The sequence below is a fragment of the Bradyrhizobium sp. CCGB20 genome (assembly GCF_024199855.1).
Lineage (GTDB): Bacteria > Pseudomonadota > Alphaproteobacteria > Rhizobiales > Xanthobacteraceae > Bradyrhizobium.
On record NZ_JANADN010000001.1, the window covers coordinates 7,285,266 to 7,310,198 of the forward strand.

Annotated in this window: 23 protein-coding genes; 9 read left to right on the forward strand and 14 right to left on the reverse strand. The window is 64.6% G+C overall.

The window, feature by feature from the left end; all coding sequences use genetic code 11:
• The first annotated feature begins 40 nt into the window (after positions 1-40).
• The 4 genes from glgC (at position 41) to NLM15_RS34250 (ending at position 4,037) form a co-directional block, all read left to right on the forward strand.
• Positions 41-1,303, forward strand: coding sequence for a glucose-1-phosphate adenylyltransferase (gene glgC, locus NLM15_RS34235; RefSeq protein WP_254122316.1), 1,263 nt, complete (start codon positions 41-43; stop codon positions 1,301-1,303).
• On the forward strand, positions 1,300-2,757 hold the full coding sequence (glgA, locus tag NLM15_RS34240) for a glycogen synthase GlgA (protein ID WP_254122317.1): 1,458 nt from the start codon (positions 1,300-1,302) through the stop codon (positions 2,755-2,757). The genes glgC and glgA overlap by 4 nt, the downstream gene beginning before the upstream one ends.
• 35 nt (positions 2,758-2,792) lie before the next feature.
• Positions 2,793-3,053, forward strand: a complete 261-nt coding sequence (locus NLM15_RS34245) for a SemiSWEET transporter (RefSeq protein ID WP_254122318.1) — start codon at positions 2,793-2,795, stop codon at positions 3,051-3,053.
• Positions 3,054-3,353: 300 nt separating this feature from the next.
• Positions 3,354-4,037, forward strand: a complete 684-nt coding sequence (locus tag NLM15_RS34250; protein WP_254122319.1) for a nucleoside deaminase — start codon at positions 3,354-3,356, stop codon at positions 4,035-4,037.
• Between the two features lie 23 nt (positions 4,038-4,060).
• On the opposite strand, the gene NLM15_RS34255 is transcribed toward NLM15_RS34250, so the two are convergent.
• Entirely contained in the window at positions 4,061-4,831 is a 771-nt protein-coding gene (locus NLM15_RS34255; protein WP_254122320.1) for a phosphorylase, read from the reverse strand.
• Positions 4,832-5,027: 196 nt separating this feature from the next.
• Entirely contained in the window at positions 5,028-5,825 is a 798-nt protein-coding gene (locus NLM15_RS34260; protein WP_254122321.1) for a class III extradiol ring-cleavage dioxygenase, read from the reverse strand.
• Between the two features lie 151 nt (positions 5,826-5,976).
• On the opposite strand from NLM15_RS34260, the gene NLM15_RS34265 reads away from it, so the two are divergent.
• A complete protein-coding gene (locus tag NLM15_RS34265; protein ID WP_254122322.1) occupies positions 5,977-6,156 on the forward strand; it encodes a hypothetical protein in 180 nt (59 codons plus the stop codon).
• Between the two features lie 15 nt (positions 6,157-6,171).
• Here NLM15_RS34265 and NLM15_RS34270 read toward each other — a convergent pair whose 3' ends face one another.
• Together NLM15_RS34270 and NLM15_RS34275 are read right to left on the reverse strand one after the other, a co-directional pair.
• A complete protein-coding gene (locus NLM15_RS34270) occupies positions 6,172-7,632 on the reverse strand; it encodes a carboxylesterase/lipase family protein (protein WP_254122324.1) in 1,461 nt (486 codons plus the stop codon).
• Positions 7,633-7,713: 81 nt separating this feature from the next.
• Positions 7,714-7,890 (reverse strand): hypothetical protein, encoded by a 177-nt coding sequence (locus NLM15_RS34275; RefSeq protein ID WP_254122326.1) that lies wholly within the window; start codon positions 7,888-7,890, stop codon positions 7,714-7,716.
• A gap of 260 nt (positions 7,891-8,150) precedes the next feature.
• On the opposite strand from NLM15_RS34275, the gene NLM15_RS34280 reads away from it, so the two are divergent.
• The 3 genes from NLM15_RS34280 to NLM15_RS34290 all read left to right on the forward strand — a co-directional run bounded on the left by NLM15_RS34280 (position 8,151) and on the right by NLM15_RS34290 (position 11,658).
• Positions 8,151-10,841, forward strand: a complete 2,691-nt coding sequence (locus tag NLM15_RS34280; protein WP_254122328.1) for an alpha/beta hydrolase fold domain-containing protein — start codon at positions 8,151-8,153, stop codon at positions 10,839-10,841.
• A 126-nt stretch (positions 10,842-10,967) separates the two neighbouring features.
• Positions 10,968-11,240 (forward strand): hypothetical protein, encoded by a 273-nt coding sequence (locus NLM15_RS43825; RefSeq protein ID WP_309144971.1) that lies wholly within the window; start codon positions 10,968-10,970, stop codon positions 11,238-11,240.
• A 112-nt stretch (positions 11,241-11,352) separates the two neighbouring features.
• On the forward strand, positions 11,353-11,658 hold the full coding sequence (locus NLM15_RS34290) for a hypothetical protein (protein ID WP_254122332.1): 306 nt from the start codon (positions 11,353-11,355) through the stop codon (positions 11,656-11,658).
• A 138-nt stretch (positions 11,659-11,796) separates the two neighbouring features.
• On the opposite strand, the gene NLM15_RS43625 is transcribed toward NLM15_RS34290, so the two are convergent.
• The 8 genes from NLM15_RS43625 to NLM15_RS34325 all read right to left on the reverse strand — a co-directional run bounded on the left by NLM15_RS43625 (position 11,797) and on the right by NLM15_RS34325 (position 20,073).
• Complete coding sequence (locus tag NLM15_RS43625; protein WP_256565996.1) at positions 11,797-11,925, reverse strand: hypothetical protein; 129 nt, start codon at positions 11,923-11,925, stop codon at positions 11,797-11,799.
• Positions 11,926-11,985: 60 nt separating this feature from the next.
• A complete protein-coding gene (locus tag NLM15_RS34295) occupies positions 11,986-12,141 on the reverse strand; it encodes a hypothetical protein (protein ID WP_212096529.1) in 156 nt (51 codons plus the stop codon).
• A gap of 115 nt (positions 12,142-12,256) precedes the next feature.
• Entirely contained in the window at positions 12,257-12,766 is a 510-nt protein-coding gene (locus NLM15_RS34300) for a septal ring lytic transglycosylase RlpA family protein (protein ID WP_254122334.1), read from the reverse strand.
• 170 nt (positions 12,767-12,936) lie between these two features.
• Positions 12,937-14,100, reverse strand: a complete 1,164-nt coding sequence (locus NLM15_RS34305; protein ID WP_254122335.1) for a serine hydrolase — start codon at positions 14,098-14,100, stop codon at positions 12,937-12,939.
• A gap of 170 nt (positions 14,101-14,270) precedes the next feature.
• Positions 14,271-15,521 carry a DUF1501 domain-containing protein gene (locus tag NLM15_RS34310; protein WP_254122336.1) on the reverse strand — a complete coding sequence of 417 codons (1,251 nt, stop codon included), beginning with the start codon at positions 15,519-15,521 and terminating at the stop codon, positions 14,271-14,273.
• Between the two features lie 2 nt (positions 15,522-15,523).
• Positions 15,524-17,005 (reverse strand): DUF1800 family protein, encoded by a 1,482-nt coding sequence (locus NLM15_RS34315; protein ID WP_254122337.1) that lies wholly within the window; start codon positions 17,003-17,005, stop codon positions 15,524-15,526.
• A 168-nt stretch (positions 17,006-17,173) separates the two neighbouring features.
• Positions 17,174-19,684 carry a M56 family metallopeptidase gene (locus NLM15_RS34320; RefSeq protein WP_254122338.1) on the reverse strand — a complete coding sequence of 837 codons (2,511 nt, stop codon included), beginning with the start codon at positions 19,682-19,684 and terminating at the stop codon, positions 17,174-17,176.
• Positions 19,681-20,073 carry a BlaI/MecI/CopY family transcriptional regulator gene (locus tag NLM15_RS34325; protein WP_254122339.1) on the reverse strand — a complete coding sequence of 131 codons (393 nt, stop codon included), beginning with the start codon at positions 20,071-20,073 and terminating at the stop codon, positions 19,681-19,683. Before NLM15_RS34325 ends, NLM15_RS34320 begins: the two co-directional genes overlap by 4 nt.
• Positions 20,074-20,422: 349 nt before the next feature.
• Between NLM15_RS34325 and NLM15_RS34330 the strand changes: the two genes are divergently transcribed.
• Complete coding sequence (locus NLM15_RS34330) at positions 20,423-21,826, forward strand: hypothetical protein (RefSeq protein ID WP_254122340.1); 1,404 nt, start codon at positions 20,423-20,425, stop codon at positions 21,824-21,826.
• A gap of 296 nt (positions 21,827-22,122) precedes the next feature.
• Here NLM15_RS34330 and NLM15_RS34335 read toward each other — a convergent pair whose 3' ends face one another.
• Together NLM15_RS34335 and NLM15_RS34340 are read right to left on the reverse strand one after the other, a co-directional pair.
• Positions 22,123-23,775 carry an NAD-dependent malic enzyme gene (locus NLM15_RS34335; RefSeq protein WP_309144953.1) on the reverse strand — a complete coding sequence of 551 codons (1,653 nt, stop codon included), beginning with the start codon at positions 23,773-23,775 and terminating at the stop codon, positions 22,123-22,125.
• Between the two features lie 138 nt (positions 23,776-23,913).
• The gene (locus NLM15_RS34340; RefSeq protein ID WP_254122342.1) at positions 23,914-24,912 is read right to left on the reverse strand and encodes a tripartite tricarboxylate transporter substrate-binding protein; all 999 of its coding nucleotides are present in this window, start codon (positions 24,910-24,912) and stop codon (positions 23,914-23,916) included.
• Between the last annotated feature and the right edge of the window lie 21 nt (positions 24,913-24,933).

Below are 24,933 nucleotides of genomic sequence, written 5' to 3' on the forward strand. Positions count from 1 at the left end.
ACGCCAGAATCTGGCATGCGCCGGAGTGTGGGAGGATGACATGAGTGCCGTCGGTAATGAGCCGCTCGCCCGTCAGGCGTTGGCATTCGTCCTGGCTGGCGGACGCGGCAGCCGGCTTCTGGAGTTGACCGACCGGCGCGCCAAGCCCGCGGTCTATTTCGGCGGCAAGTCCCGCATCATCGATTTCGCGCTGTCGAACGCCGTGAACTCCGGCATCCGCCGCATCGCGGTCGCGACCCAATACAAGGCGCACAGCCTGATCCGGCATCTTCAGATGGGCTGGAACTTCTTCCGCCCGGAGCGCAACGAGAGCTTCGACATCCTCCCGGCCAGCCAGCGCGTTTCCGAGAACATGTGGTATGTCGGCACGGCCGACGCGATCTACCAGAACATCGACATCATCGAGTCGCACAACGCGCGCTTCATCGTGGTGCTCGCCGGAGACCACATCTACAAGATGGATTACGAGGTGATGCTGCGCCAGCACGTCGAGAGCGGCGCCGACGTCACCGTCGGCTGTCTCGAAATGCCGCGCCAGGAATCTTCCGGCTTCGGCATCATGCATATCGACGAGAACGGCTTGATCCAGGAGTTCCTGGAGAAGCCCGCCGACCCGCCGCCGATGCCGGGCAAGCCGGACGTCTCGCTCGCCAGCATGGGCATCTACGTGTTCGATGCGAAATTCCTCTACGAGGAGCTGAAGCGCGACGCCGCGGATCCGAACTCCAACCACGATTTCGGCAAGGACATCATCCCCTACATCGTCAAGAACGGCCGTGCGATCGCGCACCAGTTCTCGACCTCCTGCGTCCGTTCCGGCAGCGACCCGCGCTCCTACTGGCGCGACGTCGGCACGGTCGATGCCTATTGGGCCGCCAATATCGACCTCACCGACGTGGTGCCGGAGCTCGACCTGTTCGACCGCGCCTGGCCGATCTGGTCCTATGCGGAGATCACGCCGCCCGCGAAATTCGTCCATGACGAGGAGGGCCGCCGCGGCCAGGCCGTGAGCTCGCTGGTCTCGGGCGGCTGCATCATCTCCGGCGCGTCGCTGCGCCGTTCGCTGCTGTTCACTGGCGTACGCATCAACTCCTACGCCAATGTCGAGAACGCCGTGATCATGCCCTACGTGAATGTCGGCCGCGGCGCTCGCTTGAAGAACGTCGTGATCGACCGCGGCGTCGAGATTCCCGAAGGACTCGTCGTCGGCGAGGATCCAGAGTTCGACGCGAAGCGCTTCCGCACCACCGAGCAGGGCATTTCGCTCATCACCCAGCCGATGCTCGACAGGCTCAATACATGACGCCTGTTCGCGTCCTCGCGGTCGCCTCTGAGGTCTACCCCATCGTCAAGACCGGCGGCCTTGCGGATGTCGCCGGCGCGCTGCCGCTTGCGCTGAAGGCGCATGGCGTCGAGATGCGCACGCTGATGCCGGGCTATCCCGACGTGATGCGGATGCTGGGGGGCACCGTGGAAATCCGGCGCTGGCCGGATTACTTCGGCGGACCCGGACGCCTGCTCGCGGGCTCGCATGACGGGCTCGATCTGTTCGTGCTCGACGTGCCGCATCTCTATGCGCGACCGGGCAATCCTTACGTGACAGCCGATGGCGTCGACTGGCCGGACAATGGCGTGCGCTTTGCGGCATTGTCGCGTGTCGCCGCCGACATCGGCCACGGCCTCGTGCCGGCGTTCGTGCCTGACGTGGTGCATGCCCATGACTGGCAAGCCGGGCTCGCACCGGCCTATCTGCACTATGACAATCGTCCGCGCCCCGCCACCGTGATGACCATTCACAACATGGCCTATCAGGGCAAGTTCGATCGCGAACTGATCGGCTCGATTGGCCTGCCCTGGCACGCCTTCAATGTCGACGCCCTCGAATATTTCGGCGGCATCAGCTTTCTGAAGGCCGGCCTGCAATTCGCCGATCGCATCACCACGGTCTCGCCGACCTATGCGCGGGAGATCCAGAGCGACGAAGGCGGCATGGGGATGGGCGGCCTGCTGCGCGAACGCGCTGACGTGCTCAGCGGCATCCTCAACGGCATCGATATCGAGGTGTGGAATCCGCAACAAGATCCGCACATCGCCTACCGCTTCGGCGCGCAGGACCTGACGTTCCGGGCCGCGAACAAGGCGGTGCTTCAGCAGCAGTTCAATCTCGATTCTTCGGACGAGGCGCCCCTGCTCGGCGTCATCAGCCGCCTGTCCTGGCAGAAGGGGCTCGATCTCCTGCTCGAGACCATTCCGACCATTTTGGGCGAAGGCATGCAGCTCGCGCTGCTCGGCAGCGGCGACCGCGATCTCCAGGATCGCTATCAGGCCGCCGCCCGCGCGAATCCCGGCCGGATCGGGGTCGTGATCGGCTACGACGAGATCCTTGCGCATCTGATCCAGGCCGGTTCGGACGCGCTCATCGTGCCCTCGCGCTTCGAGCCATGCGGCCTGACCCAGCTCTACGCGCTGCGCTATGGCGCCGTGCCCATCGTCTCCCGGGTCGGCGGCCTCGAGGATACCATCGTCGATATCGGCGAGGCCGACAGATCGGGCTTTGATGCCACCGGCTTCAAGTTCGCCCCCGTGACCGCCGATGCCCTCGCCGGCACGCTGCGCAAGGCCAACACCGTCTTCCACGACAAGCTGACCTGGCGCCGGCTGCAACTGAACGGCCTTGCGACCGACGTGTCCTGGCGCAACCGCGCCGGCGACTATGCCGCGCTCTATCGCGATCTCATGGCAGCGCGCCGGACGTAGGCACAGGTCCGTCGAATCCATGTTATAGAGGCGGCATGGACCCCTCCGCGATCAAGCTGATCGGCTTTGCCGCCGCAACCTGCACCACCGTCGCCTACGCGCCGCAGTTCATCAAGGTCTGGAAGACCCGTTCGGCCCGCGACATCTCGCTCGGCATGTTTCTGGTCATGGTGCTGGGCCTGGCGCTCTGGCTGGTCTACGGCCTGCTCTCAGGCGACGCCCCTTTGGTCGCCGCCAACGCCGTCACCATGGTGCTCGCCGCCGGCATCCTGTTCATGAAGCTGAAGTACGGCTGAGCCTGAAGCTGCGAGGACGGATTGGCGTGCCCACATAAAACCCGGGATGTCTGCTTTCGAGGGACCCCGGAGCCGACATAGACAATCGACCATCGTGTGGTCAGTGCGGTACCTGAAAGGTAGCGGCCCTTGATCCAGATCAAGCCAGATTGTTTGTAGCCCGTTGTTTAATTGCCAACATTGCCAGGCCGCAGAAGCCGCCTCCGGTGCGGCGCCGGAAACATTCGTCGTCGCTCCAGCGCGGCCGTAATTTGAAGGGGGCATTCCCAACACCGATCTCGCGTTCCCGAGGGACCGCCCATGAGTAGATCAGAAGCTGACGCTCAAGATATGCGAATGATGGAAAGATGCCTCGAACTCGCTCGGCAAGGGGTGAAGCAAGGAGAGCTGCCATTCGGCGCCGTCATCGCGTCTCGGGGACGGATCATCGCAGAAGCGACCAACCACGTTTCATCGGAATGCGACGTGACCCGGCACGCGGAACTCGTCGCTCTTTCAGCGGCGCAAAAGATTCTAGGGCAAAAGCGTTTGCCGGATTGCACCTTGTATTCAATCGTCGAACCTTGCCCAATGTGTTCTTTCCCGACCCGGGAGGCGCGGATTGGTCGCGTGGTGTTCGCCATGTCATCTCCGGTCATGGGCGGATTTTCGAGATGGGACGTTCTGTCGGACAACAATTTGTCGAGCAGGCTGCCTGAGGTCTTCGGACCTGCGCCGGAAATCGTCTCTGGCTTGCTATCTCAAAGGGCCGAGGAGATCTGGCGCGACTGGAACCCGCTCGCCTGGCGATTTATGAGACGACGAGGCTGCATCGGACGAGCGGTCGAGCAGACTTCGTGCCATGCGGGCGCGCCTCGGCCAACGTTTTCCTGGAATGCGCTAGCGGATATTTTGGCCGCGCCGGCTCTTTCGATGAGTAGCGTCTTCCGGCGCCGGCGTGCAGATTCAATCACCATCTCGGACCTGGACAAACCTGGCGTCTAGGATCGGGAGGCGCTGCTGCAGGATCAGGCGCGTGTGGCTATCGTTTCAAGTGTAGGTGTCGGAATGGGCACCGGGTTTCGTGAACACAGGTGCGGGAAACCAAAGTGAGTTCCAAGCCGTTGCTTGGCGCTGCGCAAAGCCATCACCGCCATGACAGAGTCAACTGCGAGCCGGCCAAGACCAGGAAGCTGCCCCGGGTCTTGAACAAGCGAACGTCCAATCTTGCGCAGTTCAGGCTTACCTGCGGGCCCGATATCTATGAGCGCGGCCCTCGGAAGTTTTCGATGAGCAGGGTTTAGAACAACACGACAGACGGCAAAGGGAATTCTGAATTCGGAAGCAATTCGAGCGACGACCTGCGACTCCATGTCGGCGGCGACCGCCCCGGTGATGCCATGGAAATCCCGTCTCTCTTCAAGACTTGTCATCGGCGAAGCGACACCAGCTATCGCAGAGTAGCCGGCACCCGGGATCATCCGAAGGAGCTCCTCGGCCCAGGGGAGGTCAGCTGGATAAGCTTCATCTTTCGCGGCAAATACCGACGAGGCGATGACAACGTGACCTGGTCGGAGCTTCGGATCTAGCCCGCCGCAGACCCCAAAACTTATGATGCCGCGCGCGCCGTGGCTGATGGCGTCACGCAAGCAAGAGGCGGTTCGGTCACCGTTAGCGATCATCGCTGACGCGCCGGCTATCTTGGCCTCAATCGCAAGTCCAACGACGGCGATGACCGCCTTCACGTCACGGCGGGGGGCGCCAATCTGAGCGTCGTCGACCGTAACATGCAGCGTCATCAGAGGCGTCGATATCCTGAAACCGAAGTATCTCCAGACTCGGGCGATCAAGAGTAAGCCGGCACGAGCACTGCCCGTCTAGACAAAATCGACGGGCCTCCCGGTTGGAAGCCAGTTGTTGGAGAACTGTGCCTCGGACGCCACAGCTGCCGCCTGATCGCGGCGGAGACTCGCACCTTCAGAGGCGCAAGCAAGCTCAGCCGCCGAACACATACGACGCCATCGCGACGTTCGCGACCTCGTCGACGAAGACGCGTTTGCCCACGTCGCTGCCGGCGGCACCGGCGGCCACCATAAGCGGCAGCAGATGATCTTCGCGCGGATGCGCGAGGCGCGCGCTGGGCGCGTTCTCCCAGTCGACCAGCATCGCGTTGCGGCGCGCCGGATCCGGATTGCTGATCGCCTCGTTCAGGTAGGCTTCGAAATCGTACGAGACCGGTTTCGACTCTGCCCGGCCGAACCCGCGCATGTTGTGATAGGTCAGCCCGCTGCCGACGATCAAAATCCCTTCGTCGCGCAGCGATGCGATCGCCTGCCCGACCTTGATGTGCTCGGCCGCGTCGTAAGCAGACTTCAGCGACAGCAGCACGATCGGCATGTCCGCGTTCGGATACATCAGGCCGAGCGGCACGAAGGTGCCGTGATCGAAACCCTGATTGGGATCCTCCCGGCAATCGAAGCCCGCGTGCTCGAGCAGCGCCCTCACCCTGGCCGCGAGCTCCGGCTTGCCTGGCGCCGGATATTTGAGGTGATAGGTATGCTCGGGGAAACCGTAATAGTCGTACACCATCGGCGGATGCGCCGAGGTGGAGACGGTGAAGGCGTCGGCTTCCCAATGGCCGGTGATGACGAGCACGGCCTTGGGCTTCTCTGGGAGAAGCTGCGGCAGCCGGCCGAACTCCGCGGCGGTCCTGGCGTATTGCACGCGCCGGTCCTCCATGAAGGGCCATGGGCCGCCGCCATGCGACAGGAAGAGGGTCGGCAATCGCGTCATGAGGCTGGTCTCGTTGACAACATGCGGGGTGCGAACTGCCCGCGAACGGCGGCGAGCATAGGCAAACCGGTATGGTTAGCAAGTCGTTAACGATTTGCCGCCCACAATCCGGCCGTGGCCGAAGGAATCGGCCAGAAGACAGGGTCGTGAGATGAAGAAGTTTGCGCTGGGGGACGTCGTCAACAGTGACAAGGGCCGCCGCGGCGTCGTTCGCGCCGCCTACAGGTCGAAGGATGGCCAGCAGTTCTACGCCGTCGAGAAGGACGGCACGATGGACTACCTCGAAGAAGAGCGGCTGAGCCCGGCGCCGCGGGTCGAACTCGCGGCATAAATCCAACTCATCTTCCTAGCGCGCAAGCCGGTCGAGACGCTTCGTCAAGGGGTCGTCTCCGCTCGCGATGCGATCGTTCGTGATCAGCAGCAGGCGATCGCGGTCTGCGGCCGCATCCCAATGCGGCAGATCCGGGCCGTTGGGATCGCCGTTCCTCGCGAAGTTGATCCAGTAACCGCGCATGCGGTTCGCGACCTCGCGATCCGCCCGTGTGAGCAGTCCCGCGCCGGGCATGCCTTGCGCGCCGAAGATGAATTGCAGTTCGCGCCCGTGCCCTTCGTCGGGATTCGTGCGCCGGGCCTCGGCCACGTAAGCGAAGCGATAGCGAAACGTAGGCGCACCGGTTGCCGCATGGAGGCGGGCAAGCAGTCTGACCGGCTCGGTGAAGACCTTGTCGGTATAGAATTTGGCTGCGCGCTCCGATGGCCTCGCGATATCCGGGTAGAGTTTGCGCAGCTCATCGCTGGTCTCGCCCGAGGACGCCAGCGTCGCCCTGATCTCCGGCTCGCCATCGAAGCGCGTCTCGTCATCGTTCGAGCCGATGATGAGGGGAATGCGGCTTTCATGCCCCGCCGTAAATCCCGCGGCCACGTCTTCGCTCACCAGGGTTCCGTCCATCGCGGGCGCGAAGCTGCGTCCGGAGCTTGTGAGCAGGTTTTGCTCGGCAGCAAGCAGCCGCGCCGGCGCGACGACGCGCAAATCCGCCTCCTGCCCAAGCGCCGCCACGAATTGCCGGCCCATGGCCTCCGCCTCCTGTGCCGAGCGCAAACGCGCACGGCCGGGCAGCGATTGCAGAATGGCCTTCTGGAACAGATCGCGCGATTGCGCACACAGCATCAGAAGCGCGATCGACGTCGCGCCTGCGCCGCTGCCGAACAGGGTGACGTTGCCCGGATCGCCGCCGAAGGCCGCGATGTTGTCGTGCACCCAATGCAGCGCCGCGATCTGGTCCATCAGGCCGTAATTGCCGAAGCCGCCTTCCGACAGCGCGGGATGAGCGAGCCAGCCGAGCACGCCGAGACGATAATTCACGGTGACCACGATGAGGCCGGCCTGCGCGAGCTTTGCACCGTCGAACAGCGGATCGTTCGCGGTGCCGCCGGCGAATCCGCCCCCATGGATGAACACCATCACCGGCAGCGGACCGTCGACCCCGAAGGGACGGAATACGTTGAGCGTAAGGCAATCCTCGCTCGTATCAGGCAACGACGGCTGCAGGCATGGCGCGCCGTACTCGTAGGCGGTGCGCATCTCGGGGTTCTCGGCCGTTGCCTGCGGCGGGCGCCAGCGCAGCGGCCCGATCGGAGCGGCCGCATAGGCCAGCCCTTTGAAGGACGCCACCTCGCCCTCGACGGCGCCAAGCATCTGCCCTTCACGCGTCAGCGCGAACGGAAACTGTCCGACCGCCTGAGCGACGGCCGCACCGTCGCAGCAAAGCAGCGAAGAGGCCACAACGAGCGCAAACAACGACCGCATCTTGAGGGATCTCGGGGCGCGGAAGGGTTCCCCGGCAGGTTACGACTGCGGTACGCGACGAGGCAAGCTCGGCGGCCGCTCCTAGTTGCCCTTGGCGATAATGTCCGCCAGCGCGCGGCGGGCGACGATGCCGAGCTCGCCAAGCGTGGAGTGACCTGACTGAGCCGCCTCGATCAGGCGTTCGGCGATGAACCTGCGGCTGTCGTGATCGCCGCCATGCGGCAATTGGCGACACGTCTGCTCAAGGACGACGTCCATGTTCGCTTTCGTGCGCTCGCTCAACTCTGTCATGACGCCCTGGGCACGCGTGGCTTGTAACCGCAAGCATACACAGAAGGATGTGATCTGATTAGACCGGACTATCCCGGCGATTGTGCATCGCGGTGCGTGTATCGCCGTAACTTTCGCGCGGCCACGATGAGGCCGCAAACGACTACCGAAGATTGCATCTGCTCTGATGACAAGCCGGGCCTGCAACGATAGCCTGCCGGCAAAACAAGATACACGGGAGGAATACCATGCCTGACGCAATGGTCGCCGCACGTGAGTCCAAGGCGACGAGTGGAACAGCCCACCAGGTCGACGTCGCCGTGGTCGGCGCCGGATTTGCCGGCCTCTATCTTCTGCACCGCCTGCGCAAGGCCGGCCTCACGGCGGTCGCCCTCGAGGAAGCCGGCGATGTCGGCGGCACCTGGTACTGGAACCGCTATCCCGGTGCGCGCTGCGATATCCAGACCATCGACTACAGCTACACCTTCGATCCGGAGCTCGACGAGGCATGGACATGGTCGGAGAAATACGCGACCCAGCCCGAGATCCTGCGCTATCTCGGCTTCGTCGCCGACCGCTACGATCTGCGCCGCGACATCCGCTTCAAGACCAAGGTCACCGAAGCCAGGTGGGACGAGAAGGCCGAGCGCTGGCAGCTCACCACCGACAACGGCACGCCGGTCTCCTGCCGCCACTACATCATGGCCACCGGCTGCCTTTCGGCGCCGAAGCCGCCGGAGATCGACGGCGTCAAGGATTTTGAGGGCAAGGTCTATTTCACCGGCCGCTGGCCGCATGACGGCGTCGATCTCGCGGGAAAACGCGTCGCCGTGATCGGCACGGGCTCATCGGCGATCCAGTCGATCCCGCTGATCGCCGAGCAAGCCGCGCAACTGACCGTGTTCCAGCGCACGCCGAACTTCGCGCTGCCTGCGGGTAACGGGCCGGCGCCGGAGGATCGCAGGACCTACTTTGAAAGCGACCGCGCCGCCTATCGCGAGCATGCGCGCCAGTCGATGACGGGCGTGCCGTATCCGCAGCAGACGGTGGTGAGCTGGCAGTTGAGCGATGCCGAGCGTCGCGAACGCTTTGAACGCGCCTGGGCTGCCGGCGATCTCGTTCATATCCTGACCCAGCTCTGGGCCGACCAGGGCGTCGACTTCGACGGCAATGCGCTGATCGGCGAGCTGATCCGCGAGAAGATTTCCGCGGCCGTGAAGGATCCGGAAACGGCGGCGGCGCTGATGCCGCACGACCATCCCTTCGGTGCCAAGCGTCCCTGCCTCGATACAAATTACTACGCGACCTACAACCGGCCGAACGTCACGCTGGTCAATCTGCGCCAGGAGCCGATCAAGGCGATCACCGCAAGCGGCATCATCACCGGCAAGCGCAACTTTGATGTCGACGTCATCGTGTTCGCGACCGGCTTCGACGCCATGACCGGCGCGATTCGCGCCGTGCATCCCATCACCGGGCGCGGCGGCAAGTCGCTCACCGATGTCTGGGCGCAGGGGCCGCAGACCTATCTCGGACTCACGGTCGAAGGCTTCCCGAACTTCTTCATGATCACAGGGCCCGGCAGCCCGTCGGTGCTGTCGAACATGGCGGTGTCGATCGAGCAGCATGTCGACTGGGTGGTCGACCGCCTAGCGGCGCTACGCGACGCCGGCTTCACCACGATGGAGCCGACCGAAACGGCGCAGGCCGGCTGGGGCCGGCACATGACCGACTGCTCGATGGTGACGCTGCACCGGCTCGCCAACACCTGGTACACGGGCGCCAACGTGCCGGGCAAGGTGCAGGGCCTGATGCCCTATACCGGCGGCGTCGGCCCCTATCGCAGCATCTGCGACGAAGTCACGAGCCGCGGCATGCTCGGTTTCAAGCTGACCGGCCCGAACGGCGCGGCGCAATGCAATGACGGCGAGGTCGTGCGCCTGCAACCCGACGTGCGGCTGGTGCTGAACCTGCTCGCGTCGCTGAATCTGCCGCCGATCGAGTCGATGGGCGCGATCGGTGCCCGCGCCTTCGTCAACGAGTTCAACAAGGGCCGGCCTGCGGGACGGCCGATCGGCGACATCGTCGATGGCACCCTGCCCGGCGCCGACGGTCCGCTGCCGTACCGCGTCTACAAGCCGGCGACGGCGGGGCCGCATCCCGTCGTGGTCTATTTCCACGGCGGCGGCTGGGTGCTCGGCGACGAGCAGTCGGATGAACCGTTCTGCCGCGACATGGTGCGGCGGACCGGCATGATGTTCGTCAGCGTCGGCTATCGCCACGCGCCGGAGCATCGCTTCCCGACGGCGGCCGAGGACGGCTATGCGGCAACGCGCTGGATCGCTGAACACGCGGCCGAGCTTGGCGGCAAGCCGGGTCCGGTGCTGGTCGCGGGCTGGAGCGCCGGCGGCAATATCGCCGCCGTCACCTGCCAGCTTGCGCGCGATCGCGGCGGGCCGGAGATCGCGGGCCAGCTGCTGGTGTGCCCGGTCACCGACTGTACCTTCGACCGGCCCTCCTACAATGACAATGCGACCGGCTATTTCCTGACGCGGTCGCTGATGTACTGGTTCTGGGACCTCTACTGCTCGCCGGCCGAGCGCACTGATCCGCGCGTCTCGCCGCTGCGCGGCAAGGTCTCGGGCCTGCCGCCGGCCTTTGTCGTCACTTGCGAGTTCGATCCACTGCGCGACGAGGGTATCGCTTACGCCGACGCGATGGCCGCCGCCGGCGTCCCGGTCGAGCAGCTCAAGGCAAACGGCCATTTCCACTCGTCCTTTGCGATGGTCGACGTGGTGATCACCGGGGTCGCCGGCCGGGTGCAGATGGCCGAAGCCTTGCGGCGCTTCGCCGGGCTTCCGCCAAAGGCCAGTCGCGGTGACGAGAACAGCCACGGCCAGACCAGTCCGGGGCACAAAATCGCGGCGGCCGCGAGCTGATGGCGACGAGGCGGCCGGGAACCTTTTCCCGGCTGCTGCGTTGAGTATGAGGCATTGAGATGCAGCGATAGGTGTGGGCCCCGGCGCGCAGATTCGCGTGCTGGGGCAGTTTTGCGTGAGGCGATGATGGGGGACGTGGTTGCGCATTCAAAGGTCGATTTCGGAGCGCTTGCGGCCCTGCATAAATGGCCCTCGCTCGCGAACCAACGCCGACCGGACAGAGCCTCGTACCAGGTGAGCGAGGGGACACTCGACGAGTGCATCTCGGCGTTCATGGAAAAGCCGGCCGCGACCAGGCATCTCTATGATATTCACACGATGGCGCAGCCGCCGCTGGTCACGGATATCCTTTCGCCCGAGCACATCGCCGAACTCTCGCGGCTGAGAGAATTTCTCTGATTGCGTGCAGACGCGGAAGCTGCACGCGCACCACAAGCTTTTCACCAAGGCAGGAACCTTCTTCCGGATTTTCCCGTTAACCGGGATCGGAAGTCAAGACGAGTGCCCTGAGATGCTTGAAGCCGGTGTACCATCCGAGGTCGTGCCTTACGGCGCAGACCAGACCCTGTTCGTGGTGATCGATCGCCGCGACAAGGCGACCGAAATCCGCATCGAGCGGAGTGATCTCGAAACCACGATCGGCGAGCTCGTCGCCGGCTGCTTCAACGATCCGATCAAGGTGATCTCGTTCAACACGCTCGAACACTGGATGAAGGACATCTCGACGGACGTCGCCGGCGAGATCAAGGCGCGCTGCGAGATCGATGGTGTCACGCTGCCCGACTATCTCAGCGACTTCGTCGAGAGCTATACCTGACCGCGCCTCGTTCTCATTGATACGCTTCGAATCGCAGGCAATAAAAAAGCGCCGCTCCCGCGGCGCTTTTCGTGTGGCAGCATTTTTGTTCGAGCATGATCCTGTCGGAAAACCGCTACACGCTTTTCCGGATCATGCTCAGTGGTGCCAGAACAATGCCAGCAGCAGAACGATCGGCAGCGGCACGCCAAGCAGCCAAAGCAAAGCACCTCGTCCAAAGCCCATGACTTCCTCCTCCTCTTGCACTGCCCAGATGACGCAGGACACGAAGAGAAGTTCCGCGCTTCGAGGCGAGGGCGAATGCGTTCAGTGCATGGTTTATGGGAGTTATACGCGCCGGTACTTGCCGGCGATGACCTCGATCTCGCGGCGGCGTTCGCCGGCGAAAGTCAGGAGCTTTTCGATCGTCAGTGTATCCGTGATCCGTTTGGCGAGGCGCTCGGCGCGCGCGGCCTGATCTTCGAGATACTGGATCGTGTTCAAGCGCCGCCTCCCCCAGGACCTCCGATTTGAAGGCCCGACTTGTTTGGGCACCCATGGTGCGCCAGGGCGACTAACAGCCGGTTAAGCGCGAGCGCTCAAGTCGATGAATCGCGCTCTATCGCACCACGTCGAGCCGGACATTGGTGATGCCCTTGTCGACCATGCCGAGCTCCTCGGCCGCGGAAGGCGAGATGTCGACCACGCGTCCGCGAACATAGGGCCCACGATCGTTGACCCGGACGGTCACGAAGCGGCCGGAGGAGACGTCGGTGACGCGCAGCTTGGTGCCGAACGGCAGGCTGGGATGCGCCGCGGTCAATTCGTTCTTGTCGAACTTCTCGCCGCTCGCAGTTTTCGTATCCGAATAGAAGCTGGCAACGCCGTGCGAGGCGGTTTGCTTGGCGTCGGGCACGCGCGCCCGGCGGATCGGCCGTGGATGCAGCGCCGCCACCCGGTGCGGCCGCTCGACTGCGGAGTGCCGGCTGATGCCGAGATCAGCCTTCTGCCGGCCGACCGGCGACTGCGCGCAGGCGGCGAGCGAAGCGGCACCGATGATGGCGAGCAGCAATCGGCACGAGGTTGCGAGGGAAATCCGGGCACTTGCGGCACGTGCAATGTGAGACATGGTACGCCCCTCCGAACTGCCGAGAGTTTCGGTCGGGAATGAGGGCAGAACCTTGTCGGAACAAAAGCAGGCCTGAGGCCGCCGCCGTTTCACGTCAGCTGTGATGATTCCACCACAGTGGCATCCCCTGAATCGGGGCAGAGACGGCCTCCCAGAGGCGGCGGCCCAGCTCAGGCCGGAGGCGGGATCGCGCGCAACACGTCCCTGAATACGCCGAACTGCAATCGAAACGCTTGTGGGCTGTAGTCCTGATAGTAACCCGCGGTCACCGCGACAACGAGATCGAGCTCCGGGACGATGCGGATCGACTGCCCACCGCGCCCCAGCGCGCCGATCCAGTTGATCTTCCGGTCATTGAGGCGCGTTTGGCCGCGCCACCACAGATATCCGTAGGACTGATCGTCGGTCCCCTTGATCTTCTCTGCCGTCGAGGCGTCGATCCATGCCTTGGAAACGATCTGGCGATCGTTCCAGCGGCCGCCCGCAAGGACCAGCTGGCCGATCTTGGCCATGTCGCGTGGTCGCAAGCGCAATCCCGCTCCGGCATCGGTATCCCCTCTGTACCGGCCCCACACTGTGCTGGTGATCCCCAGAGGCTCGAACAACGTCTCGCGCGCAAATTCATCGAGGGGGCGTCCGGTCGCCTTGCGGATGATGGCCGACACGAGCGTAAGCGCGCCGGTGTTATAGAAGAACTCCTGCCCCGCCGCGGCAGTCACCGGAAGACCGAGAACGTAGCGACACGGATCCCATGCCATATGCATGCGCGTCTCGTCGTTGTCGTAGTCTCCCGTTGCGGGCGTCGCTTCGATCCACTTCAGGCCCATCGACATGGTGAGCACGTGCACGAGCCGGATGCGGTCCTTTTCAGGGGAACGCAAGTCGGCCAGCTCGGGAAAGAAGCTGAAGATCGGTTCGTCCACGCTGCGTATCAGACCGCGATCGATCGCGATCCCGACCGCGAGTGACGCAACGCTCTTCGACACTGATTTCATGTCGTGCAACGTATCGGCATCAAAGGCGACGGTTTCCACCCGGCGGCCGTAAATGCGGCTGGGTATCTCGTCGGCTCCCTTGAAGTAGCGCTCGAACGCCAGCTTGCCATCGCGGGCGACGAGGACGGCATGGATATTGGCATCGATCGAGGCGAGCCGATCGGCCATCCCGCACAGCGCCTCGCGATCGGCGAGACCGTTGCCATTGACGGAGCCGACCGGCCAGCCGTCGTTCCGCTCGATCGGGACACCGCAGCCGTCGGCTGCATTCACCGCCAACGCGGAGAGCGGCGCCAGTGCGGCTCCGCCGAGAAATGAAATGAATTGGCGCCGCCTCATTCGAACCGTCTCCGTCACCCCTGTTGGGGCGCAGAGCAAGCTTCGGCGCATCCGGGCTGCGCATGCTCTCCGAGGATGCGCGCGAGTTCACGCCAATAGAGCCTTCGCCAGTTCGTCTTCAAGCTGGCGAAAAAATCGAGCTCTCGTTGCGTCAGTGTGCACATCGCGCTTCAGGCCACGAGGCCCCCCATCGGCTTGACGTCGGCGCTGCCGGGGAAAACCGTTTCCGCCAGCACGTTCTCCTCGACGCGCAGATGATCTCTCAGCAGACCCTTCAGCACGGCGCGCAGATCCGTGGTCGGCTTGAGGTCGCGATCCTCCAACAGCTGCGCCGGCTTCAGGCCGGGCCAGTCCGCGATCACGCGGCCGCCGGCGAGCCCGCCGCCGATGAGGAAAGCGACCGTGCCGGTGCCGTGATCGGTACCTTGCGTGCCGTTGATGCGCGCGGTGCGACCGAACTCGGTGACGACGGCGACCACGGTCTCCTTCCACGCCTCGCCCATGTTGGTCTCGATCGCGGCGAACGCGCCGTCGAGCGCGCCGAGCAGATTGTAGAGCTGGCCCGAGGCCGCGCCTTCGGCGATATGCGTATCCCAACCAACGAAGCCCATCGCGCCGACGCGCGGGCCGTCGGGCTTGGCGAGATAGCGCGCGGCGGTGCCGGCCGCTTCGGCAAAATAGGCGCGCACACGCGCGATGCCGGGAGGCGCCAGCGTCGGATCGTCCGACATCGCATCGCCCTTGCCGGGCGCGCCGCCGAGTGAAGCGAGCTTCATGCGCGCCTGAAGCACGGTCGCAAGCTTCGGATCAGTGTGCTGGTAGAGATCGAGCAGGCGGTTCTGCGTGTCCTCGCTCGCCGGCAGCAATTTCTGCGGCACCCATGTCATGACGGGCGCCGAGCCGCGCACCACCAGCGGCGTCACCGAGCCGATGCCAAGCGCGCGGCTGCCGCGCGGATCGACGCGGCCTCCGGATTCCATCGCGAGCAGCGCGCGGTTGAGCCAGCCCGACGCCGTCATGCCGGGCTTGACGAGCCCGCTCTCCAGCACGTCCTGGCCGTCGAAATGCGAGCGCTCGCGATAGGGCGTCGCGGCGGCATGGACGATCGCCGCCTTGCCGCTCTTGTAGAGCCGGTGCAGGTTCGGCATCGCCGGATTGAGCGCGAAGAAGGCATCGAGCGGCAGCGCTGGCGGCTTGCCGTCCAGCAGCAATGCGCGATCGCCGCGCAACGAAACCCAGTCGGGATCGCCGACCGGCGCGACTGCACCGAGGCCGTCGAGCGCCCCGCGCAGGACGATCACGAGCAGGCGCGGATCGCGCCCTTCGGCACGTGCGATGCGCGGCATCTGGCTCCACGCGAACAGCGCACCGGAGCCGACCAGAAGCTCGCGCCGCGTGGGCAAATGATTGACGAAGCCCATGCTCACCTCCTCTGAAAATCCGCCGACATGAACAGCAGCGCCAATGCCTGCTGCCGGCTCTCGGCGCGGCCGACCGCCTGCTTCACCTCGGGCGCGATCTGCGATGCGAAGACGTCCTCGATGATGACTTGCGGATCGGCCATGCCGGTGATGCGCTCGGCAAAATAGTTGGCGACGTCGAGCCGGCGGCCGACACCGTCGATCCAGCTCGCCTCCTCATCCGGATAACCCTTCGGCGCGGACGGACGCCATAGCGCTTCGCCAAGCAGCTCCTGGCCGCCGGTGAAGCGGACGGGATCGACGACGGTGATGCCGGTCGCGCGCACCATGCCGACGACCCATTCGCCGGGACGCTTGAGCTTTGACGGCGGCCCGCGCCACGCGTCGTCCGACGACACCATCGCGATCGCGACCTGCTTGAGATCGCCTTCGGTGTCGCGAAAGGTCTTGGCCATCTGCTCGACCAGCGCCGGCGGCGGCTCGTCGGCGACGAAATGGCGCGCGAGCTTGGTTGCCACATGCGTGGCGGTCGCCGGATTTGCGGCGAGATCGCGCAGCACGGCGCGGCCCTGCTCGGCATCCTCCTGCTCGTAGCGCTTGCCGAGCACGGTCTGCCCGCCGGGCTCGTGCAGCCGTGGATTGAAGGTGAACTCGCCGCCATGCTGGGGATCGGCGCCCGGCGGCACCAGCGTCCAGCCGGTCAGCACGTTGGCGAAGCTGATCACGTCGTCCTGGGTGTAGCCGGTGCGCACGCCGAGCGTATGCAGCTCCATGATCTCGCGCGCAAAGTTCTCGTTGAGGCCGCGGCTGCGGTTGATGCCGGCGGTCGAGTTCGCGCCCATCGACTCCAGATTGTCGAGATAGAACAGCATCGCCGGATGGCCTTCGACGGCCAGCAAGAGATCGACGAAACGGCCGAGCGCGTTGGCACGAACCGCTTCGCGCTCATAGGCGCCGGACATGCTCTGGATCCGGTTGGCCGAGACGCAGAAATGGTTGGACCAGAACCACACCAGCCGCTCGGCAAAGCCGATATCGGCAGCGAGCGCGGCTTCCGTGCGCAGCTTGGCTTCCTGCAAATAGATCGGACGGCCGGGATCGGGAATGGCGTCGGCGGCCTGCTTGGCCGCCATCTCGGCAGCGTCCTTCTCCTGGCTGTAGCCCTGCGCTTGCCCCTCCGGCTGCGCCTGAGCCTGACCTTGGTCGCCCGCAGCAGCAGGAGCAGCGGCCATCTGCTGCTTCTTGGCCTGTTGCTGCGCCTGCTTGGCACGCGCCGTCCGCCGCGCATTGGCGTCGGCCACGGTGCGGTAGGCTTTCGCACTCGAAGGAAGGCTCGCCGCCGCGCTCAATACCAGCGGGCGGTCGAGCTCTGCGATCAAAGCGCCACGCGGATCGGTCCCGATGGCGGCGATCGATCCCGGCCGTGGTCCCATCCCGAAGCGATGGAGCGCCAGCACAACCTCGGCCTTTGCAGCATTGCTCATGGCGGTCGCTCAATCTTTCGAGACTGCCCGACGGCGTGCCGTCTGCGGCTACGAACGGTAATGCTACGGATCGTAGCATTCAGTATCTGAGCCTGCAAGCGGAGATTGAGTCACCGCCGTCACGACATCGGGAGCCGCCGGTCTTGGCAGACCGGCAGCAAAGCCGTCCTAGAAATTGGGCCCGAGCGCGATCTTCGTGATCGTGCCGTTTCTGACGCCGATGCGCCATTCCGCCGAGCCGTTGGCGAACTGGGCGACGTAGATGTCGCTGTCGAGCGCGGTGACGCCGCGGAACGAAACCGCGCGCAGCGCGCCGAGCCGCGCCAGGATCGCCTGGTCGAACGGAAGCTGCTGGCGCGTGATGTCGGCGACCTCCGGCGTCATGCGCTCGTAGTCCGGCTGGCCCTTGCCGACGCCGTCGATGTAGCGCCGCAGCATCTCCTCGCCATTGGCGATCGGGACGGCGCGGCGCGCGGCGCGCCCGGGACGTGCGCCAAGGCTCGACGCTTCGACATTGTGGAAGCGGGTCTGCCGGCCCGGCATCAGGACCTCGAGGCACCGTCCCGACTTGTCGGCGATTACCCAGGGACTGTTCACGGTGGTCGTGGAAGCCCAGGACGCGTTGGACCGGACGACGCTCTGCATCCTGCGGCTGCCGTCGGCGGCGAGATTGAAGACCTGGATGTCGTCGCCCATCTCGTTATAGACCATGATCCTGATCGGCGAGGTGCCGGCACGGCCGCGCACGCTCGCCTCCTCGGAGCAAGGCACGATGCCGCCGAGCTCGTCGTTGCCGTCGGCCCGGAAGATCACGTCGCCGGCCTTGCCGTCCGGCTCGAGCATCAGGCGGAATTCGGCCGTGCCGTTCTCGAACTTCGCGCCATAGATGTCGTAGCCGCCGGGACCGACGCCGCGGAAGAAGATCGACTCGACCGCGCCGAGCGCCACGAACGTCGCGCGCGTTTCATCGAGCAGCCGGTGGATCTTGGCCGCCAGCGGCGCACTCATGCGATCGTAGTTCGGCGTGCCGCGGCGCAAGTCCTCGATCCCGCGCAGGATCACCTCCTTGCCACCGGCGGCCGGGACCTGCTCCCTGAATCTGTCGGGAACCTCCGCGAGGCGGCGCGCGAAGTCGGCCTCGACCGCCTGCGCCACCGCCGCATCGATCCGCGGCGCGAGGCGCGCACCGAAGACAGCGTTCTGCACCAGCACACGCGAGACTTTGGCCTGCTCGTCGCGCAGGAAGATCAGCAGATTCTCGCCATGGATCGAGAAGACGTCGGCACCTTCGGCGAGGAGCGTCGCCGGGCCCTGCACGGTTTCCTGCACCCGGAGCCGATCACCGTCACGCAGGACCGTCAGCACGCGGTTCGGCGCAATCCTGTACCAGCCGACATACTGGTCGAGCCGCGCCGGTTCGGCTGCCGCGGTCGGCATCTCGGCAACGCGAACCGCGCGCACGTCGCGGCCGCTCATGCGCAACATCAGCTCGGAGGAGCGACGCTCCGCATCGAGCGCGAACGTGATCTCGCCGGACGAGGCCGCGTAGGACGCGGTGCCGTCAGCACCAACGGTCAGGCGCAGCCTGCGCTGCCCGGTGAGCTGGCCGTAGAGCTCGTCGCCCTCGCGGAAGATGGCGAACACCGAGGCCGGGCCCATGGCGTAGAAATTGACGAAGGGGCGATAATGCTGGGCCGGCACCTCGCCGGTATCGGCGGCAACGGCCGCGGGATCCGGGGTACGATAGGCGATCATGCCGGCGGACACGATCACGGCCGGCACGATCGCAGCCGCGATCCACAGCCGCTTGCGCCAGCCGACCGCGACGGGCATCGCCGCGGCCGCGATGATACGCTCGACGCGGGCGCGCACGGTCGAGGCCCGCGCCATCGCAAGCTCGACCGGCCGCGGTTTCACGCTGCTGGCAAAATCGAGCAGGATTTCCGCATAGGACAGCCGGTCGTCGATCACCTCGATCGCCTCTGCGTCGCTGATGATCTCGGCGAGTTCGGCAAGGCGCGCGAGCTGCCACCACGAGAACGGGCTGAACCAGAACACCGCGCGATTGAGGCTGGCGAGCAAGAGGACGTAGAAATCGCGGTTGGCGACATGCGCGCCCTCATGCGCGAGCACCGCAAGGCGCTTCTTCGCGTCCCAGCCGGCAAATTGCGGCGGCACCAGAATGGTCGAGCCGAAGGTGACGGGACCACCGACGTCGCGGCTGACGCGCACGTCGGCATCGATCATCTGCGGGCCGCTCATCGGCCTTGCCGCGCGTGCCAGACGCCAGGTCAGGCAGAGACCGATGGCCAGCCGCAGCAGCAACAGACCGGCGACGCCGGCATAGACCATGGTGGCGACCAGCCACCAATCGACCGAGAGCCCGCTCTTCACCGGCGGCGCGACGGGCACGACCGGCAGCGCGGGCTGCGGCGTCTCCAGCATCGAGATGTCGGCCGGAAGGAAATCGACCGGCACAGGCGCCGGCAAAGGCAGCCGGGTGATGGTGAGCGTCGGCCAATGCATCACGAAGGGCATCGCGAGCGAGGCAAACAGCACGACGACCCACGCCGTCATGTGGACGTGCGGATTGCGCACGCGAAACAGATTGAGACCGAACCAGACGACGCCTCCCAGCACAAAGGAGCGCAGCGCCGCCTCCGCCAGAGTTGCGATCATTCTTTCTTCACTCCCCTCGCCTTCTTCGCCTTGGCCACCTGGTCGGCCAGCGTGCGCAATTGCTGCTGGTCGAGCATCGCATTGTCCACCATGCCGACGAGGACCTCCTCGATCGAGCCGTTGCAGAACCAGTCGACGATGCGCTGCACCGCCTTGGCCGCGACCTTCGCGCGCGCTTCGGCGGCGTGGTAGACATAGGTGCGCCCGTCCACGGTGTGCCGAGCATAGCCCTTTTCTTCCAGCCGTCGCAGCACCGTGCGCACCGTCGATTCCTTCAGACGCCGCGACAGCCGCTCGCGCACGACTTCGGCCGTGACAGGACCATGGGCCCAAACCAATTGCATGACCTCGTGCTCGAGGTCGCCCAGTTCGGGCAAACGATCGTCCATGGTGTCTGAACCTTGCGGTTTGAGTTTCTTGTAACGCTACAGACTGTCGCATATGCCGCCGGGCGGCACAATGGCGATTCCACTGGGAATGGTGGTGGTTGGCTGACCTAACGGGGGCTCTGCTCGTCCGATGGACTTTGGATCTGGCCAGGACGCGGACTCGTTAAGGCGCGGCCACAGCCCGATTGACGCAAGTGTCGAACGTGAGGGAATGGGCAAGCAACTCAACCTATGATAGCGTACGCGCCTTTAGGCGAGTCAAGGGACCTCCCGCGACTGGAATGCGCGGGCATCTGCTGGCAGCGCCAACATTTCACACCGTGATCGGGATACATTTCGGGAGGAAGGAATGTTCATACGCACCACTATCCTCATGGCGTTTTTAACGTTGGGTTGCACGGTGGCCCTTGGTGCCGACCCTCGATGCGTCACCACTTCGTATAACCCATCCTTCGGGGTGCCTCCCGGACACACCGAGGACCAGGGCTTCAAGGGGCGCTTCGACTATCCCAGCACCGCAAGCGAAGCGGTACCGGATTTCGTGTCGACGATTGATTTCCGGACCGATTGGCGCGCCTACATGAATGCAGTTCTGGATTACGCGTTCGACGGCAACGAGGACGGCACAGAGGCGGGGGTTTCCAATGCGTTCCGCATTCAAGACAACCACAAGCGCAATTGGTACCACGGCCTCTGGATGGATCGGACAGCGACGGGACGAGAATTTCTGCATGGGCTCACGGCCGAGCGGCCCACCCTCAAAGATCAACTTAAAGAAGGCGTCGATGGCGGCGATCAGACGTGGGCAATCGGATTTTACAATCAGATCGGGGCAACAACATTCGCAAAGGTCTTCAAGGAACCATGCCAACCGGATCTGACCAACGTCTTGTTTCCGGTGGGCACCGTCTCATTCAAGCTCTTGTTCAGCACCGTGTCCGACGACAAGGTGCCATATCTAAAAGGCGCGCCGACTTGGAATGCCGACATTGATCGGATGCCCGAGCATAAGACGACCCGCGTGCCTCAGGCAGTTCATCTCATCCAGCTCGATATTGCCGTTCGAGACCCGCGGGCGGGCACCAGCGGATGGGTATTTGGAACGTTCGTCTACAGCACGGATGTCATATCCAAGGACCCCTGGCGCAGGCTGACACCCGTTGGACTGATGTGGGGTAACGATGCCCACGCCGAAGCCGATCAGCCCGTCACGCAGAGCATGATCAATGCTGACCTGAGGGGCGTCACCTACGGTTGGCAGAACCGTTTGGAGATGGGGTGGCATGGGCGCGTGAACGGGCCGCTCGACAACCTGAACTCTTCCTGCCTGAGCTGCCATGGTAGCGCACAGTTCCCGCGTAGCTTCCTTCTCGGAAATGTTCCAAGCAGGGCTGTCGATCCCGATCCGAAGAACAAGACCGCTTATGGGGAGCGGCTAAGGACCTATTTCAGAGACATCGCGCCTGGCGAGGTGTTCGATTCCCTTACGCGATTTTTCAACGACAACACGAACAGAACATTAGTCCGCGCGATCAGCCTCGACTACTCGTTGCAAATTCAGACGGGGCTGGAACATCTATGCCAAACGGCGAAAGATCGCGAGAAGCCGTTCGACGTCGTCGACGTGCCAGCCGTGTGTGTTCCCTCATCGTGGGCAGCAACACCCTTGTTCAGGAACGTCGCGGATCAGGCGACACAGCGCAAGGAACTGGAGAGCGTCGATTGGCATGCGCTCAACGCTGCCATTAGGTGATAGGACGCGTAGGGCACACATACGTTCACAAAGGCAGTTCCTATCGGAGCGAAGCAGACATCGCCGACGACTTATGAGTACGCGCCTGGTGAGGTGCCCCTGCCCCTCATCCGGGTCGCCGGACGATGCTTCGCATCGCCGGGGCGATCCGAACTCTCCCCGCGGAAGAGCGGAGAGGTTGGGGAGGCAACCTCTCTCGCCCTTCCCCCGTTCTTACGGGGCCGCGACGAGCCGCGCTCGCGCTGAGAGGGTGGAGTGAGGCGCTGCATCCGCAGGCTCGATCCCAATTGTGGGCGTCAGTAATGCGGCTCGTACATCTGGGACTGGACCAGGTCATTCACGTTGTTCGGCGCAGGTCCATCCGCGAGCCCGCGCTGATAGGCAACGTCCGCGACGGCGGCCGCAATGCGGGCCGAGACCTCGCGGATGCGAGGGAGCGCCGGATAGAGGCTACCCTGCGCGAGGTCGTCCTTGCCGACGCAATCGGCAAGCGTATGGGCGGCGGCCATGAACATCTCGTCCGTGACGAGGCGCGAACGGCTGGCGATGACGCCGAGGCCGACGCCCGGGAAGATGTAGGAGTTGTTGCCCTGACGCGGCACGAAGGTGCGGCCGTTGAGCTTCACCGGATCATACGGGCTGCCGCAGGCGAACAGTGCCCGGCCCCCGGTATAGCGGTAGGCATCCTCGGCCGAGCATTCGGCCTTCGAGGTCGGGTTGGAGAGCGCGAACACGATCGGCTGCTCGTTGAGCTCGGCCATCGCCTTGAGCACCTCGGGCGTGAAGGCGCCGCCGACCGCGGCGACACCGATGATCGCCGTCGGCTTCAGCGTCTTGATCGCGGTGAGGAAGTCGGCGATCGGCGCCTGGTCGGCATGGGCATAGCGGAGCTTGTGGCCGGAGAGGCCGTCACGGCCGCCGACGACGAGGCCGCGGGAATCCACCAGCCAGTTGCGCCGGAGCGCTTCGGCTTCCGACGCGCCCTCCGCCATCATGGCGGAGACGACGAGATCGGCGATGCCGGTCGCCGCCTCGCCCGCGCCGAGGAACAGGATGCGCTGGTCCTTCAGCTTGCCGCCGTTGACGCGCAGCGCCGAGAACAGGCCGGCGAGCGCCACGGCCGCGGTGCCCTGGATGTCGTCGTTGAAGACGCAGGCGTCGTCGCGATATTTGTGCAGCAGCTTGAACGCCGAATGATTGGCGAAATCCTCGAACTGGATCAGCACATCCGGGAAGGTTTTTCGTGCGGCAACCATGAATTCGTCGACGAAGCTGTCATAGGCCTCGCCCGTGAGCCGCCGCTCGCGCAGACCGAGATAATAGGGATCGTTCAGCAGCTCTTCGTTGTTGGTGCCGACGTCGAGCACGATCGGCAGGCAGTGCTCGGGATGCACACCGGCGCAGGCCGAATAGAGCGAGAGTTTTCCGACCGGAATGCCCATGCCGTTGGCGCCGAGATCGCCGAGGCCGAGGATGCGTTCGCCGTCGGTCACGACGATCAGCTTGGCCGGATAGGGCCAGTTCTTCAGGATCTGGGCTATCTGGCCGCGATCGCGCGAGGAGATGAACATGCCGCGCGGCCGCTGGAAGATCAGACCGTATTTCTGGCAGGCCAGCCCGACCGTCGGCGTGTAGATGATCGGCTGGATCTCGTCGATATTGTCGACGACGACGCGGAAGAACAGCGCCTCGTTGCGGTCGTGCAGCGCGTTGAGCGCGACGTATTTTTCCAGGTCCGTCGGCAGCGTGCGCAGATTGGTGAGCACGCGCTCGGCCTGCGTCTCCATCGTCAGCACGCAAGGCGGCAGCAGGCCGCGGAGGCCAAGCGCCTCGCGCTCCTGCGCGGTGAAGGCGGTGCCCTTGTTCAGCAAGGGATCGCGCAGCAGCGTCATGCCGTGGGCGGTGTCGGATGATGTCGAATGGGCGCTGACCCGAGCCGGTCTATTCACGAATTCCCCCGAGGAGTTTCTTATTGAACGGCGATCATTGTCGGCCAGTGCTCACCCGAGATCAAGGACGTAGAAACTCAGGCAGCGATTGTGATCTCGCACCGCAGCGAGATTTTCGCGTGCGATAACAGGTTAACGCTACTCCGGCTTGATGTCGGCGGCCTTCACGATCGGCCACCATTTTTCGGTCTCGGCCTTCTGGAATGCGCCGAGCGCCGCAGGCGATTGCTGGTCCGGCGGCGGAATTTCCTGCCCCAATTCGGCGAAGCGCTGCTTGACGGAGGGATCGGCAAGCACGACGGCGATGGCGGCGTTGAGCCTTGCGATGATTTCCTTCGGTGTGTTCTTCGGTGCCCAGATGCCGTGCCAGTAGGAGATGTAGAGGCCGGGCAGGCCCGCCTCGTCGACGGTCGGGATATCGGGCGCGGAGGCGAGCCGCGTCGGCGAGGTCACGGCGAACGCCTTGATCGCGCCGTTCTTGTATTGCGGCAGCGAGTTCGAGGCCTGGTCGAACATGATGTCGATCTGGCCGGCGACGAGATCGATCATGGCTGGTCCGGCGCCGCGATAAGGCACGAACTGGAAATCGGTGCCGGTCCTTTCCTTGAAGAAGACGCCGGCGACATGCGCGCCCGTGCCGGCACCAGCCGTGCCGGCCGTCGCCTTGCCGGGGCTGGCCTTCAGCCACGCAATCATCTCTTTCAGATTGTTGGCCTCGAGAGACTTCCGCCCGACGATCAGCTGCGTGCCCATCGCGATCGTCGCGACCGGCTCGAAATCGGCGATCACGTCATAGGGCAGCTTGAAGATCGCGCCGTTGAGCACGTGCGTGCCCCAATGGCCGATCGTGATCGTGGTGCCGTCGGGCGTCGCGCGCGCGACACGGGCGCCGGCGATGCTGCCGGAGGCGCCGGCCACGTTCTCGACCACGACCGTGGTGTGCAGCTCGGCCGCGATTCGCTCGGACAGGATTCGCGCCAGCGTGTCGGTCGGGCCACCCGCCGCGAACGGGACGACGAGGGTAATGGGGCGCGATGGAAATGGCTGGGCGCCCGCCGGCGCAATCCACACCGCGCATCCAATCAACGCGCAGACGACAATCACATGACCGCGTAGTCCGGCCCACAGCCCCCGCATCAGTCTCTCCCACCCTTTTTA